This window comes from Burkholderia sp. MSMB617WGS (assembly GCF_001532025.2).
Lineage (GTDB): Bacteria > Pseudomonadota > Gammaproteobacteria > Burkholderiales > Burkholderiaceae > Burkholderia > Burkholderia savannae.
Genome location: NZ_CP013458.1, coordinates 2190977 through 2207417 on the forward strand (window position 1 = coordinate 2190977; position 16441 = coordinate 2207417).

A 16441-nucleotide genomic window follows, 5' to 3' on the forward strand; every position below is an offset into this window, starting at 1 on the left:
GCCCCTCGATCCGCTCACGCAGCTCATGCAGCTCACGCAGCTCGCGGCGTTCCCGCGGCCCGCGCCGGTCGCATGCCGCCCGCAACGCATCGGGCGCGGCCGGCGCGGCGCAAGCGCCGGGCGCTTCGGATCGTTCGGACATCGCGCCACGGCCGCGCGCGGCGTCGATCGCGAGCGCGCCGCATGCGTCCCGCTCATTCCGCCCATTCCGCTCATTCCGCGCGGCGCGCGCATCGCACCCTTCGCCGACTTCCGACAGCGTCTCGACGCATCCGCCCGCCGCCGCCGCGCGCGACGCAACCGTCCAAGCGCCGGCCGTCCCGCCGCGCCCGTCGAGCAGCACGACCCGGTCGGCGACGCGCAGCGCCTCGTCGATGTCGTGCGTGACGAGCACGGTCGCCGCACGCGTGTCGGCGACGACGCGCAGCAGCAGGTCCTGCATGTCGGTGCGCGTCGCGGCGTCGAGCGCGCCGAACGGCTCGTCGAGCAGCAGCACCTGCGGCTGCCGCGCGATCGCGCGTGCGAGCGCGACGCGCTGCGCCATCCCGCCCGACAGTTGCGCCGGATGGTAGCCGCGTGCGTGCACGAGCCCGACTTCATCGATCGCCCATGCGACGCGGCGCGCGCGCTCGCCGCGCGACAGGCGCGGCTGCCGCTTGAAGCCGAGCCCGAACGCGACGTTGCGCTCGACCGACAGCCACGGCAGCAGGCTCGCTTCCTGGAACATCAGCACGACGTGCGGATGCGGCCCGTCGAGCGGGCGGCCCGAGATCTCGATCGTGCCGGACGCGGGCCGGCGCAAGCCCGCCAGCACGCGCAACAGGCTCGACTTGCCCGCGCCGCTCGCGCCGAGCACCGCGACCAACTCGCCCGCGCCCACCGCGAGATCGAAGCGGTCGAGCACGGGCGGCCGCGCCGCGTCGTAGCCGATCGTCAGCGCGCGGGCGTCGAGCCACGGCGCGCTCATGCGGCGTCGCGCGCCGCGTGTTTCGCGAGCTCGCTCTTCAGCTGCACGAGGCTCGGCGTGACGACCGGCACGAACGCGGCCTCGCGCCAGCGCCGTTCGAAACCGTTGTCGGCACCGTCGCGCCGCACGTACGCGCGTCCGCCGCTCGCCTGCAGTTCGAGCTGCACGGCAGTCTGCACGAGCTCGGCGAGCGCGATCCGAATCTCGAAGAGCCGCGCGCGCTGCGCGCCGAACGCGCCGTCGCGCAACCCGGCGACGAGCCGCCCGGCCGTCACATCGAGCGCGTCGCTCGCGCCGGCGATTTCGGCATCGAGGATTCGCCGCGTGGCGTCCGCCGAACGGCCCGCCTCGTCGAGCGACCGGCTCGCAAGCCCGATCGCCATCGCGCACTGCATCCCGAGGAACGCGGGCCGCACGGCGGGCAGAAACGCATGCGCGTCGTCGTGAATCCGCCAGCGCGCATCCAGCGCCACGTCGGTGAAACGCAGCGCCGCCGTGTTGCTGCCGCGCAAGGCGATCAGATCGAGATCGTCGCTCCGCGCGACGCCCGCCGCATCGTCGCGCACCGCGAAGATCGACGCCGCGCGCCCTTCGTGCGCGACGGCGACCGCGACGAGCGCGCCGCCCGGCCGTACGTTCGTCACCCACGGCAGCGCGCCGTTCAGCCGCCATGCTTCGGAACACGAAGGATCGGGCGTTGCGTCGAGCTGGAGCGATTCGATCCCCTGCAGATACTTCATCGCGTTCGACAGGCCGGTCGCGCCGGCCGCGTCGCCGCTCAGCAGCGCCGGCAGCCAGCGCGCGCGCAACTCGGCGTTCGGGCTGTGCAGCAGATATTCGACGAACGTCCGCTGCGCCCAGCACACGAACGCGGCCGTCAGCGAATGCCGCGCGAGCGCGGCGATCGTCGCCACCGCCTCGACGACGTCGCCCGCTTCGCCATCGCGCACCGGCAGGCCCGCATGAAACGCGCCCGCCGCCGCGAGGCGCGGCACGAGTTGCTGCTTCGCTTCCGACGAAGCGTCGAGCGACGCCGCGTGTGCGTCGAGCCAATCGGTCAGCGCCGGATCGAGCGCGATCCGGGTCATGCGGTTTGCGTGCGAGGTTCCCATCGGTAGGCGGCCAGTTCAGGATTCAATTCGTTCTGCGCGAGGTTGTTCGCGAAATTGCAGAGCGTCGCGAGGCTCACGCCGAGCACGACCTCGAGCGCGTTCGCGCGCGTGAAACCGGCGGCGACGAACGCATCGAACTGCGCGTCGCCGACCGCGCCGCGCGCCGCGATCACCGCGCGCGTGAACGTCGCGACGGCCGCAAGGCGCGCGTCAGCGGGCGGCTCGCCCGCGCGCAGCGCGTCGACGTCCGCGTTCGGCACGTGCGCCTTCTTCAGCGCGACGGCGGTGTGCCCGGCGACGCAAAAGCCGCAGCCGTGCGTCGCGGCGGCCGTGATCTGCACCGCCTCGCGCTCGGCGAGCGTGAGGCCGCTGCGGCCGTTGATCTCGGCGACCGTCAGGTACGTTTCGAGCGCGGTCGGCGCATTCGCGAGCGACGCGACGAGATTCGGCAGGAAGCCGTTGTTGTTCAGCACGCGCGTCAGATACGGCACGCTCGCTTCGGGCGCGTCGCTCGGCGTGAGAAGAGGAATGCGGCTCATGTGAGGCTCCTGGTGGAATGCCTCATTGTCCGAAGCGCGCCGCCGGCGGGCAATGCGCGAAGGTCTGCGAGTGCTGCGGATTCGTCCACGCGTGCGCAGCGAAGTACGAACGGACGAAACGATCGCCGCCGCCCGGCGCTCAGTGCTCGGCGCCGCTTCGACGGCGCGCGCTCAATGCAGCGCGGCGTTCGCTCCCGCGCCATGCGCGCCGCCGCGCGGCGGCGCCTCGCCCTGTTCACGCCGGTACGCGCCCGGCTGCAGCCCGACGATGCGCTTGAACGCATGCGCGAACGCCGATTCCGACTGATAGCCGACCCATTCGGCGACGCGCGCGATCGCCTCGCCCTGCCGCAGCATCTCGGCCGCGATCTTCATCCGGATCAGCGTGACGAATTGGGCGGGCGGCTGGCCGCACGCATCGACGAAGCGCTTGAAGAACGTCGCACGCGACATGTGCGCGAACGACGCCATCGCGTCGGTCGTCCATGGGTCGCCGGGCCGATCGATGACGGCCGCGATCAGGCTCGCGAACTCGGCGCGGCGCATCAGCGGCGCGAGGCCGCTCGCGAGCGAATCGTCGTCCACCGCGTCGCGCACCGCGTAGAAGAACAGCAGCTCGGTCAGCCGCGCGATGAGCGGCGACGGCTCGTCGAACGAGCCGGGCTTCGCCGCCTCCGCGCGAATCAGCCCGACGATCGCATGAATCTGCGCGGCCGCCGCGCTGGCGCGCCGGACCACGAGGCAATCGGGCAGGTACGATGCGATCCAGTCGCTCGAGCCGCTGCGGAACGCGAGAAAGCCGCATGCGAGGCCGACCGCGTCGGGCGCGCCGGGGTCGAAGCGCTGCATCGCCGGCTGCGCCGCGCGCGCGGCGTCGCGCGCGCGAACGGGCGGCTTCGCGCCGGATGTCAGCGCATGCGGGACGTCGCGCATCAGGAATGCCGCGTCGCCTTCGGCGAGCGGCACGCTCGCGCGGCCGTCGAAAAAGTGCAGCCGGCAGCGGCCGCTCAGCACGACGTGGAAGCTCGCCTTCGCGCGCCCGGCCGTCGACGCGCGCCAGCCGTCGCCGCAATACTGGCCGACATGAAAGATCGAGCCGACGGGCTCGAGGCTCGACAGCAGCCAGTGAATGATCTTGTCTGTGTGCGCCCGCATGCGTCGCGTCCCCGGTCGTGTCGTGTTGGTCGAATGCGATGGTAATCGCATTAATTCGTGCGCGTTACGTTAGCGGCATCGCGCCGGCAGACAAACCAACGTTTTGTCGGACGCTTATGAGCGCGAGAAATAAACGCGATGCGACAGGCGTCGAACAGTCGGTTCGACGCCTGTCGCGTGGCGAGCGCTCGGTTCGATCGACCATGTTTCGCTTCATGCGTCGCGTGCTCCGCTTCGCGTTCGACGTCACGCGCGAAGGATTGCGGCATCGCGCCGCACGCGCCGCCGAGGCACGCGGCCCGTCGAGCCGCGCACCTCGCGCGTCGCGCGATTCGCTCAGAAGTCGAAGCCCGGACCGCCCGCGCCCGGCACGCCGGCCGGCGCGGCGGGCGGCGCATCCTTCGGCGCTTCGTGGACGGTCGCATCGGTCGTGAGCAGCAGGCCCGCGACCGACGCCGCGTTTTGCAGCGCGGTGCGCGTGACCTTCGTCGGATCGAGCACGCCCGATTCGACGAGATCGCCGTATTCGCCGGTCGCCGCGTTGTAGCCGTAGTTGCCCTTGCCGGCCGCGACCGTCGCGACGACGACGCTCGCCTCCTCGCCCGCGTTCGCGACGATCTGGCGCAACGGCTCCTCGAGCGCGCGCAACACGATGCTGATGCCGGCCTTCTGATCGGCGTTCGCGGCCGCGAGGTCCGCGATCGCCTGCTTCACGCGAATCAGCGCGACGCCGCCGCCCGGCACGATGCCTTCCTCCACGGCCGCGCGCGTCGCGTGCAGCGCGTCGTCGACGCGGTCCTTCTTCTCTTTCACTTCGATTTCGGTCGCGCCGCCGACCTTGATCACCGCGACGCCGCCCGCGAGCTTCGCGACGCGCTCCTGCAGCTTCTCGCGATCGTAGTCGGACGTCGCATCGGCGATCTGCGCGCGAATCTGCTTCACGCGCGCCTCGATGTTCGCCTTCTCGCCCGCGCCGTCGATGAGCGTCGTGTTTTCCTTGCCCACCTCGATGCGCTTCGCGCGGCCGAGCTCCTGCAGCGTCGCCTTTTCGAGCGTGAGGCCGGTTTCCTCGGCGATCACCTGGCCGCCCGTCAGGATCGCGATGTCCTCGAGCAGCGCCTTGCGGCGATCGCCGAAGCCGGGCGCCTTCACCGCGACGGTCTTCAGGATGCCGCGGATGTTGTTGACGACGAGCGTCGCGAGCGCCTCGCCCTCGATATCCTCGGCGACGATGAGAAGCGGCCGGCCCGCCTTCGCGACCTGCTCGAGCACCGGCAGCAGATCGCGGATGTTCGAGATCTTCTTGTCGTGCAGCAGGATGAACGGCTCGTCGAGCACCGCGAGCTGGCGGTCGGGATTGTTGATGAAGTACGGCGACAGGTAGCCGCGATCGAACTGCAGCCCTTCGACGACGTCGAGCTCGTCGGCGAGCGACTTGCCGTCCTCGACGGTGATCACGCCCTCCTTGCCAACGCGGTCGATCGCCTCGGCGATGCGCTGGCCGATCGATTCCTCGCCGTTCGCCGAGATCGTCGCGACCTGCGCGATTTCCTTGCTCGTCGTCGTCGGCTTGCTGATCTTCTTCAGCTCCTCGACCGCGGCGGCAACGGCCTTGTCGATGCCGCGCTTCAGATCGAGCGGATTCAGGCCCGCCGCGACGTACTTTTGCCCTTCGCGAACGATCGCCTGCGCGAGCACGGTGGCCGTCGTCGTGCCGTCGCCCGCCGCGTCGCTCGTCTTCGACGCGACTTCCTTCACGAGCTGCGCGCCGATGTTCTGCACCTTGTCGGCGAGCTCGATCTCCTTCGCAACCGATACGCCGTCCTTCGTGACGACGGGTGCGCCGAAGCTGCGCTCGAGCACGACGTTGCGGCCTTTCGGGCCGAGCGTGACTTTCACCGCGTTCGCGAGCAGATTGACGCCTTCGACGAGCCTCGTGCGCGCGCCGTCGTGAAAAATGATTTCTTTCGCTGCCATGATTCGATGCTCCCCGCTCAGGAATGGACGACTGCGACGATCTCTTCTTCGCGCAGCACCAGCAATTCGTTGCCGTCGACCTTCACGGGCTGCCCCGCGTACTTGCCGAACAGCACGCGCTCGCCGACCTTCACGTCGGGCTCGATGCGCTTGCCGTCGGCGTCGCGCCGGCCGGGGCCGACCGCGAGGATCTCGCCCTGGTCGGGCTTTTCGGCCGCGCTGTCGGGAATCACGATGCCCGACGCGGTCTTGGTTTCCTGATCGAGTCGCTTGACGATGACGCGATCGTGTAGCGGACGTAGGCTCATTCTCACGTTTCCTTTATCGAAGTTCTCGCACTCGAGTTCAATGAGTGCCAACCGGAACCCGAGTATAGAAACGTGTCGCCGATCGCTCCAATAACGGATTCGCAAAAACTTATCGATGGACGGCATTAGCGGCGGCAGGCCGGATCGGCGGCCGGGATCGCACAGCGATCGGCCCTGTTTCATTTCGCAGCGGCGCCGCCGCCGGCCCGCGCCGGCAGCGCGGCGTCACCGATGCAGCCGTTGCCCGGCCCGCTCCAGCGTCTCGCTCGGCGTATGACCGAATTCGGCCTTGAAGATCCGGCTGAAATATTTTTCGTCGCGAAAGCCGTGGCGCCATGCGATCGTCGCGATCGACTCCCGGACGTACGCCGGATCGGCGAGCATGCGATAGGCCGATTCGAGACGCTTGCGCTGTATCTGCCGCATCACGCCACCATGCGGCTCGAACAACTGATAGAGCTTCGATCGCGAAAGACCGACCTGCTTGCAGATCAGATCAGGCGTCAGCTCGAGGCTCGACAGGTTCGCATCGATGTAGTTTTTCACGCGTTGCTGCAACGCGCTTTCGATGGCCGCGTTGGCCTGCTCGAACAGATCCGGGCTGCGCGCCGCGCAAGCGCTTGCGAGATGCAGCGCCGCCTGGACGACGGGACCGATGTCGTCGGCGTTCAAACGCGGCAGGTTCGCGACCAGCGAACGCAGGTGATCGGCGAGCAGTTGACCGACTCCCTGCTTCAGCGATTTCCCGTGCAGCCATTCGGCCGTTACCGGCAGCAACGATCGGGGTATCGCCATCCAAACGACGTTGCCCGTCGTGATCTCCGATTCGAACGGCTGGGTTGCGTCGATCACGTACAGTTCATTGCGTTGCTTGAACGATGGTTCCGGTCCGCTTAGCCAAACGAACCCGGCATCGAGATGAATCGTGAACTGATAAAGATCCAGCCCGCGCGCGGCAATCTGGCGAGAGGATCTATCGGCCTTGATCACGGCTCGCCGCGACGGATGCAACCAGGTATGCCAGCCGATCGACAGCGGCCCCACCGTGGCGCCGCTCGATTCCCAATCGAACGGCACGCCGGCGCTGTCGACGATCGAATACTGGCAACTGCCGCCTGCCGCCCACGCGTCGAATCTGTCACGCGCCGGAATCTCCAGCGTCGTGCAGCGGTAAATACCGATGCCGGGTGTTTTGTCCAAGTGGCCCCCGATCCGCGTGAATCGGCCAGCGCCTTTGCCGGCCGGGCAAAGGGCGATATTCCGAACATGGCCGGGAATCTCCGGCTCATCGGCCTATCGGCAACGCGAATGAGTGTAAGCGATGCGAAGAACGCACACCAGCTTCGAATCGCCGTGACGACAGCGCCCGCGTGGCCCCGTCCCGTTCTTCGACGAACAAGGTCCGCCGCGGAAACGGCGTGATGCGCTTTTGCGCGAATTTCATTCGTGGCCCACGCAAGGGACGGCGAGTCATACCCGCTCTGCGACGTATGCCGGGCGCAATGCCGCGATGCTATTTTCCGGAAATATAGTAATTTGAAACGACCCCCTTCTTGAAGGTGACCGACAACGACTTCCGTGCATCCCTGGAATAAATCTTGTCGAACACGCCCTGGTTCGCGGTGCCGACTGCATTGCCCGTCACGCCACTCGTTCCGGGCTTCGGGATCGAACCCCACAGATAACCGACGGCATGGCTGACCTGATTATCACCGGGGTTGAAATCGTAATCCCAGCTCTCCCCTCCATCGCTGTACATCATCTTGCGATCCGGATTGCCGTACAGCGTCCGCACCTGCTCCTGCGTCGTGACACCGGTGACAAGATGTTCCTTGATATAGGCGGTCCCGTACTTGGCGGTGTCCGTACCGCCAAAGGGCATCTGACTGCAAGCCGCCGCCAGCATCAGCGGCGACATCGTGAGCGTGCGCGTGACGATATTCATTTTCATGTTGTCCTCGTCGCGAGATATGCGCGATCAAAACGACTTCGTGACCGCAAACCGTTTGCACGACGATCGGAGCCGACTGCCTCCTTTCTACCTGCGATGCCGATTTGCAAAGCCTCTGTACGATATAGACCGCGTTATCTCCGCGTCAACGCCAATGCGTCCGGTTGTTTGGATAATGGACGCATATCCGCCTGAAATGGACTGAAATCCACCTTCCGCATGCAATGAAGCGCACGCGAATCGCATGTCTGCCGGGCGATCGGGGAGCTCATGCCCGAAGGCGTTTCTGCGAGCTCGACCTGCTTATTGATGACGCCTCCCACCACCTGTCGAGCTTCAATCCGCCGTACACCCGTCGAAATCCCCGCCGACGCGGATCGAGGCGACGCATCGCCGAGAATGAACGCAGCAATTGCGGGAATCGCGGCACGTTCGGCGGGCAATGCATTGGCGGCGGGTCTAGCGGCCGGAGCGCCATGGCCTGGACGGCGAACACTTCCGGGAGCACCTCCCGTCGAGCCGCCGTCCAGCCGCTCCGCCCGCCGATCGCCGCGTGATCGCGTCAACGCGCGCCGACCTTGCGCTGCCGCCACAGACACAGCAGATCGCACGCGACATGCGCGGCCGCGATCGCCGTGATTTCGCTCTGATCGTACGCGGGCGCGACTTCGACGACGTCCGCGCCGATCAGGTTCACGCCGCCGAGACCGCGCACGATCGCGAGCGCCTGCGCGGACGACAGCCCGCCCGCGACCGGCGTGCCCGTGCCCGGCGCGAACGCGGGATCGAGGCAGTCGATGTCGAACGTCAGATACGCGGGCCGGTCGCCGACGATCGAGCCGATGCGCTCGAGCGCCGCGCGCACACCGTGCTCGTGCACCCACGCGGCGTCGAGCACGTTGATGCCGAGATAATCGTCGTTCCACGTGCGAATGCCGACCTGCACCGACGTCTTCGGATCGATCAGCCCGTCTTTGACCGCCTTGTAGAACATCGTGCCGTGATTGAGGCTGTCGGGCGCGTCGTCGGCCCATGTGTCGCAGTGCGCGTCGAAATGGATCAGCGACAGTGGCTTGCCGTACTTCTGCGCGTGCGCGATCAGCAACGGATACGTGATGTAGTGATCGCCGCCGAGCGTCAGCATCCTCGCGTCCGACTGCAGGATCGTCCGCGCGTGCTCAACAATCGCGGCCTTGATCGTGAGCGGATTGTGCGCGTCGAACCAGCAGTCGCCGTAGTCGATCACCGCGAGATCGTCGAACGGATCGAAGCCCCACGGATACGGATTCAGCTCGGCAAGCTGCACGCTCGCCGCGCGCACCGCGGCGGGGCCGAGGCGCGCGCCGGAGCGGAACGTCGTTGCGAGATCGAGCGGCACGCCGGACACGGCGACGTCGACCCCGCCGAGATCGCGCGTGTAGTTGCGCCGCATGAACGACAGCACGCCCGCGTAAGTGTTTTCGATCGAGGAACCGTAGGGGGAGGAGCGGCGGATCGCGCCGTCGCCATAGAGCGTTTCAGTCATCGAATGACCCGGTGGAGGGACCGGCGCGCTCGCGATGCCGCCGATAATGCGAGCGCGCCGGCGTCGGATTCATTGGGAACGCGGCGGCGCGACGCATGCGCGCCGCCGCGCTGGCTTGCGAATCCTTTAGCGCAGCCGAACGAGCGTGGACTTCAGCTCGGTGTACTTCTCCAGTGCGTGCAACGACTTGTCGCGGCCGTTGCCCGATTGCTTGTAGCCGCCGAACGGGAAATTCATGTCGCCCCCTTCGTCGTAGCAATTGACCCATACGGTGCCCGCGCGCAGCCGGCGCGCGACTTCGTGCGCGGTCGTCAGGTTCGCGGTCCACACCGCGGCGCCGAGCCCGTATTCGCTATCGTTCGCGATCCTCACCGCTTCGTCGATCGAATCGAACGTGATCACCGACAGCACCGGGCCGAAGATCTCTTCGCGCGCGATCTTCGCGTCGGGCGCCGTGTCGAACACGGTGGGTTCGATGTAGAAGCCGCCGCTCTGCTCGTTCACGCGCGCGCCGCCGAGCAGCAGCTTCGCTTCGCCGCGGCCCGCTTCGATGTAGCCGAGCACGCGCTCGAGCTGGATCGCGTCGACGATCGCGCCCATCGACACGTTCGGGTCGAGCGGATTGCCCGGCTTGTATGCGCGCGCCGCGGCAATCAGCTTCTCGAGGAACGCATCCTTGATGTCGCGGTGCACGAGCAGGCGCGAGCCCGCCGTGCACATCTCGCCCATGTTGTAGAAGATCGCGCCCGCCGCCGCCTTCGCCGCGCGATCGAGATCCGGGCAGTCGGGCAGCACGATGTTCGGCGATTTGCCGCCGAGCTCGAGCCACACGCGCTTCAGGTTCGACTGGCCCGCGTACTGCATGATCAGCTTGCCGACGCCCGTCGAGCCGGTGAACGCGAGACAGTCGACGTCGCGATGCAGCGCGAGCAGCTTGCCCGGCTCGCCGCCGCCCGGCACGACGTTGAACACGCCGGCCGGAATGCCCGCTTCGTGCGCGAGCTGCGCGACCCTGATCGCCGTGAGCGGCGATTTCTCCGACGGCTTCAGCACGACGCTGTTGCCCGCGGCGAGCGCCGGCCCGAACTTCCACGACGCCATCAGGATCGGGAAATTCCACGGCACGACCGCGGCGACGACGCCGAGCGGCTCGCGCGTGACGAGGCCGACGAGATGATGATCGGCGGGCACGACTTCGCCGCCGACCTTGTCGATCGCTTCCGCGAACCATTCGACGCAGTACGCGGCGCCCGGCACGTCGACCGTCGTCGTGTCGCCGATCGGCTTGCCCGCGTCGAGCGTCTCGAGCAGCGACAGCTCGTCGAGATGCTCGCGCATCAGCGCCGCCCAGCGAAGCAGGATCGCCTTGCGCCGGCGCGGGTTCAGGCCCGCCCATGCCTGCTCGTCGAACGCGCGCCGCGCGGCCGCCACCGCCGCGTCGACGTCGGCCGCGCCGCAGTCGGCGACTTTCACGAGCACGCGGCCGTCGATCGGGCTCACGCAATCGAACGTCTTGCCGCCGTGCGCGTCGCGGTACGCGCCGCCGATGAATGCGCGCCCTTCTATCGCGAGCGTCGCTGCCTTGTCCTGCCAGTAAGCCAAAGTCGTCTTGTCCATCGGAATAGCCTCGTAGGGTTTGATTCGCCATGCAAACTAAATGCCCGGCGCCGCATGCTTGCGACGCGCGGGCGGCGGCGAATCGCGTTGGCGCGTCGTCAGAAGGTGGGCGGCGAATTCGCCGACACGACCTCGCAGACGTGTTCCGCGCTGGGATTGCGAAAACGGTGCGGCAAGCGGCTCTCGAAGTAGTAGCTGTCTCCGGGATCGAGCAGCCACGTCGCGCCGTCGACGGTCAGCTCGATCTGACCGGACACGACGACGCCGCCCTCGTGCCCCGCGTGCGTGAGCATTTCCGGGCCTGTATCCGCGAGCGGCTGATAGACCTCGCGCATGATGCACATGTTGCGGTCCTTGACGCCGGAGCCCGCCAGATAGAAGCCGATCGCGTCGTTGCCGAGATTCGGCATCTCGCCGCGGCGCGAGACGACCGAGCGATCCTCGTCGACCTCGAACGTGAAGAACTCCGCGAGGCTCATCGGAATGCACTCGAGCAATTTCTTCAGCGATCCTACCGAAGGACTCACGCGGCTCTGCTCGATCAGCGAGATCGTGCCGTTCGTGACGCCCGCGCGCTTCGCGAGCTCGCGCTGCGACAGGCCGTACTTCATGCGCACGTGACGCAGACGGGTGGCGACTTCATTGGACATCGATGTGGAATCCGACACGATTGGTGAGCGTCGACGACCGACGATTGCATGGCACGAGTGTCGAATATTCTAATCACTTTCAATCGTTTTCTGTCCGGGAAAACCCTGCAAGACGATCGAAATAATGCACGCTGCGGCGCGCATTCGCTCACGCAGGATTTATGCCCGCCACCATCGAGCACTCGATGCTTCGTATTTTTGAAAAATATTTGACGCCGTTTTTGGCTCGTATATGCTGATCCACAGGTCGGCGTCACATCATCGTCATGTTGCGGTGCGTTTCTGACGGTGTCCGAAATATGCAGCACGTTGACGATCTTGCCGCCGGACCGTCGCCCCGATTTATTAAACGCAGGATGCGTTCGATGAGCCGGGGTGTTCAAAACTTTCAACGTCACCAGTCGAGTGTAATCGTGAGAGTCCGTGGCCCTCTGGTAAGGTGGGATCGAAGACATGCGGCGAACATCCCGCATGACGTCGCCCTCTCCGACGGCAGCAGCGGCGCGCTTGTTCCTCGCCTGCTTCCGTCCGTATTCACCATCCTGTCCCGTCGCTCCGTGCGACGTCACAACGCCGTCTCCGCACGCGCCTACATCGCCGTGCACATCGACGAAGTCGCCTCGCTTCTGCCCTAGCGCCTCTCCTTCTGCCGCTGTTCGCTTCGAACGCACGCCCTGACGCCTGATCGGCGCAGCGGCCTGACATCGAACGCGCGCGCTCGGCCATCCCCGCTGCGTCGCGCGTTCGCTCGGAGCGAGCGCAATCCCCTGCATCGCGCGCCGTGCGGCTGCCGGCTTGCCGCCACCGTTCGACCGTCGCGCCACGACTCATCGACTTCGCGCATCGCGTGAAGCCGACGGGCCCCGTCACGCCTGCCGTATTGCGATTTTCGATGCGCGATTCGCAATCCGGGCATTCATCGAAACGTGAAATTCATGCAAAGCAAACCATTGGTCGGAATCACCGCTGACAAAACGATGATGGGCGCGCATCCATCTCATGTCGCCGGCGAAAAATACATCGCGGCAATCGTCGAGGGCGCGCTCGCGCTCGCGATGATCGTGCCGGCGCTCGGCGCGCGGCAAGCGGCGCGCGACGTGCTCGCGGCCGTCGACGGGCTGCTGTTTACCGGCAGCCATTCGAACGTCGAGCCGCATCGCTACGGCGGGCATCCGAGCGCGCCCGGCACGCTGCACGATCCCGCGCGCGACGAGACGACGCTGCCGCTCGTGCGCGCGGCGATCGACGCAGGCGTACCGGTGCTCGCGATCTGCCGCGGCTTCCAGGAAATGAACGTCGTGTTCGGCGGCACGCTGCATCAGCAGGTGCATGCGGTCGACGGCCTCGACGATCACCGCGAAAACAAGCAGGACGCGCCCGACGCGCAGTACGCGCCCGCGCATGACATCCGGCTCGCGCCGGGCGGCTTGCTGCAGCGCCTCTGCGGCGGCGAGACGAACGCGCGCGTGAACTCGCTGCACGGGCAAGGCATCGCGCAGCCCGGCGCGGGTCTCGCGATCGAGGCGCTCGCGCCCGACGGCCTGATCGAAGCCATCTCCGTGCCGGGCGCACGCGCATTCGCGCTCGGCGTGCAGTGGCATCCGGAATGGAAGCACGCGGACGATCCGCTATCCACCGCGATCTTCCGCGCATTCGGCGACGCGTGCCGCGCCCGGATGCTCGCCCGCATGCAGCACGACGCCGACCTGCCGCCGGCGCACGCGATCGGCGCGTGACCCGGCCCACTACAACGAGAACGATCATGCAAGACATCGACGAATTCCTGAAGAAACATCGAATCACCGAAATCGAGGCGATCATCCCGGACATGGCCGGCATCGCGCGCGGCAAGATCATTCCGCGCAGCAAGTTCGAAACCGGCGAATCGATGCGCCTGCCGCAGGCGGTGATGATCCAGACCGTCACCGGCGATTATCCCGAAGACGGCAGCCTGACGGGCGTCACCGATCCCGACATGGTGTGCCTGCCCGACGCATCGACGATCCGCCTGATTCCGTGGGCGATCGATCCGACCGCGCAGGTGATCCACGACTGCGTGCATTTCGACGGCACGCCCGTCGAGATCTCGCCGCGCCGCGTGCTGCGCCACGTGCTCGACCTTTACAAGGCGAAAGGCTGGAAGCCCGTGATCGCGCCCGAGCTCGAGTTCTATCTGGTCGACATGAACAAGGACCCGGACCTCCCGCTCGCACCGCCCATCGGTCGCACCGGCCGGCCGGAAACGGGCCGCCAGTCGTACTCGATCGAGGCAGTCAACGAGTTCGATCCGCTGTTCGAGGACATCTACGAGTACTGCGAAGTACAGGATCTCGAAGTCGACACGCTGATTCACGAAGTCGGCGCAGCGCAGATGGAGATCAACTTCCTGCACGGCGATCCGCTGAATCTCGCCGACCGCGTGTTCCTGTTCAAGCGCACCGTGCGCGAGGCTGCACTGCGGCATCACATGTACGCGACGTTCATGGCGAAGCCGATGGAGAACGAGCCGGGCTCGGCGATGCACGTGCATCAGAGCATCATCAACGAGGAGACGGGGCGCAATCTCTTCACCGCCGAAGACGGCAGCCCGACCGACATGTTCTACGCGTATATCGCCGGGCTGCAGAAGTACACGCCCGCGCTGATGCCGATCTTCGCGCCGTACATCAACTCGTATCGCCGGCTGTCGCGCTTCATGGCCGCGCCGATCAACGTGCAGTGGGGCTACGACAACCGCACGGTCGGCTTCCGGATTCCGCATTCGTCGTCGGTGTCGCGCCGGGTCGAGAACCGCATTCCGGGCGTCGACTGCAATCCGTATCTCGCGATCGCGGGCACGCTCGCGGCGGGCTATCTCGGCATGACGCAGCGCCTCGTGCCGACCGAGCCGCTCGTCAGCGACGGCTACAGCCTGCCGTACCAGTTGCCGCGCAATCTCGAGGAGGGGCTCACGCTGATGAGCGCATGCGAGCCGCTCGCCGGCATCCTCGGCGAAAAGTTCGTGAAGGCCTACCTCGCGCTGAAGGAAACCGAATACGAAGCGTTCTTCCGCGTGATCAGCTCGTGGGAACGCAAGCATCTGCTGCTGCACGTCTGAACGCGCACGCAGCCGCATCCATACAGGAGGAAACGATGAGCTACCGACTGAACAACGAATCGGCGTGGGTCGCGCCCGCCGCGCCCGCCGCGCCCACCGCGCCCGCATCCGGCGCACACGCGCAGCAGCGCCGCACGAGCGCCGAATATCGCGCGCTCGACGCGGCGCACCATATCCATCCGTTCTCGGACATGGGCTCGCTCAATCGCACGGGCAGCCGCGTGATCGTGAAGGCCGAGGGCGTGTATCTGTGGGATTCCGACGGCAACAAGATCATCGACGGGATGGCCGGGCTCTGGTGCGTGAACGTCGGCTACGGGCGCGAGGAGCTGATCGAGGCCGGCAGCCGGCAGCTGCGCGAACTGCCGTTCTACAACACGTTCTTCAAGACCACGCACCCGCCGATCATCGAGCTGTCCGCGCTGCTCGCCCAGATCGCGCCGCCGTCGTTCAACCGCTTCTTCTATTGCAACAGCGGCTCCGAGGGCAACGATACGGTGCTGCGCGTCGCGCATCAGTACTGGCGCACGCAGAACCGCCCGCAAAAGAAGTTCGTGATCTCGCGCAAGAACGGCTATCACGGCTCGACGATCGCGGGCGCGACGCTCGGCGGCATGGGCTACATGCACGAGCAGATGCCGTCGAAGGTCGAGCATATCGTGCACATCGATCAGCCTTATTACTTCGGCGAAGCGAGCGAAGGGCAAACGCCGGAGGCGTTCGGGCTCGAGCGCGCGCGGCAGCTCGAGGCGAAGATTCTCGAGCTCGGCGCGGACAACGTCGCGGCGTTCATCGGCGAGCCGTTCCAGGGTGCGGGCGGCGTGATCTTCCCGCCGTCGACGTACTGGCCCGAGATCGAGCGAATCTGCCGCAAGTACGACGTGCTGCTCGTCGCCGACGAGGTGATCGGTGGATTCGGGCGCACCGGCGAATGGTTCGCGCATCGGCACTTCGGCTTCGAGCCGGATCTGATGACGCTCGCGAAGGGGCTGACGAGCGGCTACGTGCCGATGGGCGCGGTCGCGCTGTCGGACCGGATCGCCGACGCGCTGATCGCGCACGGCGAGTTCAATCACGGGATGACGTACTCCGGGCATCCGGTCGCGGCGGCGGTGGCGGTGGCGAACCTGACATTGCTGCGCGACGCGAAGATCGTCGAGCGCGTGAAGACCGATACGGGCCCCTACTTCCAGAAACTGCTGCGCGAGACGTTTTCGCATCACCCGATCGTCGGCGAGATCTCGGGCGCGGGGCTCGTCGCGGGCCTGCAGCTCGCGCGCGAGCCGGGCGCGCGCAAGCGCTTCGAGAACGGCGGCGAGGTCGGCACGATCTGCCGCGACTACTGCTTCAACGGCAACCTGATCATGCGCGCGACGGGCGACCGGATGCTGCTGTCGCCGCCGCTCGTGGTCTCGAAGACTGAGATCGACGAGATCGTATCGAAAGCGAAGAAGGCGATCGACGCGACCGCACAGCAACTGGGCCTTTCCTAACCGCATTGCCAATCGGGCGGGCGGCGCTCGTGCGCCGCTCCCCACCTTCA

14 protein-coding genes and 1 pseudogene are annotated in these 16441 nt (G+C 66.8%); 4 read left to right on the forward strand and 11 right to left on the reverse strand.

Features of this window, described 5'->3' with window-relative positions; genetic code table 11:
- Positions 1-322: 322 nt before the first annotated feature.
- The 11 genes and pseudogenes from WT60_RS35500 to WT60_RS30585 form a co-directional block, all read right to left on the reverse strand.
- Positions 323-967 (reverse strand): annotated as a pseudogene (locus tag WT60_RS35500) (ABC transporter ATP-binding protein); the annotation flags it as partial.
- Entirely contained in the window at positions 964-2079 is a 1116-nt protein-coding gene (locus WT60_RS30540; RefSeq protein WP_059579589.1) for an acyl-CoA dehydrogenase family protein, read from the reverse strand. The gene WT60_RS30540 and the pseudogene WT60_RS35500, both read right to left, overlap by 4 nt.
- Complete coding sequence (locus WT60_RS30545; protein WP_038752804.1) at positions 2052-2618, reverse strand: carboxymuconolactone decarboxylase family protein; 567 nt, start codon at positions 2616-2618, stop codon at positions 2052-2054. The genes WT60_RS30540 and WT60_RS30545 overlap by 28 nt, the downstream gene beginning before the upstream one ends.
- A gap of 171 nt (positions 2619-2789) precedes the next feature.
- On the reverse strand, positions 2790-3773 hold the full coding sequence (locus tag WT60_RS30550; RefSeq protein WP_060356623.1) for an AraC family transcriptional regulator: 984 nt from the start codon (positions 3771-3773) through the stop codon (positions 2790-2792).
- 336 nt (positions 3774-4109) lie between these two features.
- Positions 4110-5750, reverse strand: coding sequence for a chaperonin GroEL (gene groL / locus WT60_RS30555; protein WP_059579576.1), 1641 nt, complete (start codon positions 5748-5750; stop codon positions 4110-4112).
- Between the two features lie 17 nt (positions 5751-5767).
- The gene (locus WT60_RS30560; protein WP_038752798.1) at positions 5768-6058 is read right to left on the reverse strand and encodes a co-chaperone GroES; all 291 of its coding nucleotides are present in this window, start codon (positions 6056-6058) and stop codon (positions 5768-5770) included.
- A 225-nt stretch (positions 6059-6283) separates the two neighbouring features.
- A complete protein-coding gene (locus WT60_RS30565) occupies positions 6284-7258 on the reverse strand; it encodes a helix-turn-helix domain-containing protein (protein WP_060356622.1) in 975 nt (324 codons plus the stop codon).
- 313 nt (positions 7259-7571) lie between these two features.
- Positions 7572-8009: a hypothetical protein gene (locus tag WT60_RS30570; protein ID WP_059642584.1), complete on the reverse strand. Its 438-nt coding sequence runs from the start codon at positions 8007-8009 to the stop codon at positions 7572-7574.
- A gap of 562 nt (positions 8010-8571) precedes the next feature.
- A complete protein-coding gene (speB, locus tag WT60_RS30575) occupies positions 8572-9534 on the reverse strand; it encodes an agmatinase (protein WP_060356621.1) in 963 nt (320 codons plus the stop codon).
- Positions 9535-9660: 126 nt separating this feature from the next.
- Entirely contained in the window at positions 9661-11151 is a 1491-nt protein-coding gene (locus tag WT60_RS30580; RefSeq protein ID WP_059579564.1) for an aldehyde dehydrogenase, read from the reverse strand.
- Between the two features lie 98 nt (positions 11152-11249).
- Positions 11250-11801 (reverse strand): cupin domain-containing protein, encoded by a 552-nt coding sequence (locus tag WT60_RS30585; protein WP_038752790.1) that lies wholly within the window; start codon positions 11799-11801, stop codon positions 11250-11252.
- Between the two features lie 431 nt (positions 11802-12232).
- Here WT60_RS30585 and WT60_RS35505 point away from each other — a divergent pair, with 431 nt between their 5' ends.
- The 4 genes from WT60_RS35505 to WT60_RS30610 all read left to right on the forward strand — a co-directional run bounded on the left by WT60_RS35505 (position 12233) and on the right by WT60_RS30610 (position 16391).
- Positions 12233-12436 carry a hypothetical protein gene (locus WT60_RS35505; RefSeq protein WP_226377325.1) on the forward strand — a complete coding sequence of 68 codons (204 nt, stop codon included), beginning with the start codon at positions 12233-12235 and terminating at the stop codon, positions 12434-12436.
- A 300-nt stretch (positions 12437-12736) separates the two neighbouring features.
- Positions 12737-13537, forward strand: coding sequence for a gamma-glutamyl-gamma-aminobutyrate hydrolase family protein (locus WT60_RS30600; RefSeq protein WP_060356630.1), 801 nt, complete (start codon positions 12737-12739; stop codon positions 13535-13537).
- A 26-nt stretch (positions 13538-13563) separates the two neighbouring features.
- On the forward strand, positions 13564-14898 hold the full coding sequence (locus WT60_RS30605) for a glutamine synthetase family protein (protein WP_059579553.1): 1335 nt from the start codon (positions 13564-13566) through the stop codon (positions 14896-14898).
- Positions 14899-14933: 35 nt separating this feature from the next.
- Positions 14934-16391, forward strand: a complete 1458-nt coding sequence (locus WT60_RS30610; protein ID WP_100185425.1) for an aspartate aminotransferase family protein — start codon at positions 14934-14936, stop codon at positions 16389-16391.
- The last annotated feature ends 50 nt before the right edge of the window (positions 16392-16441 follow it).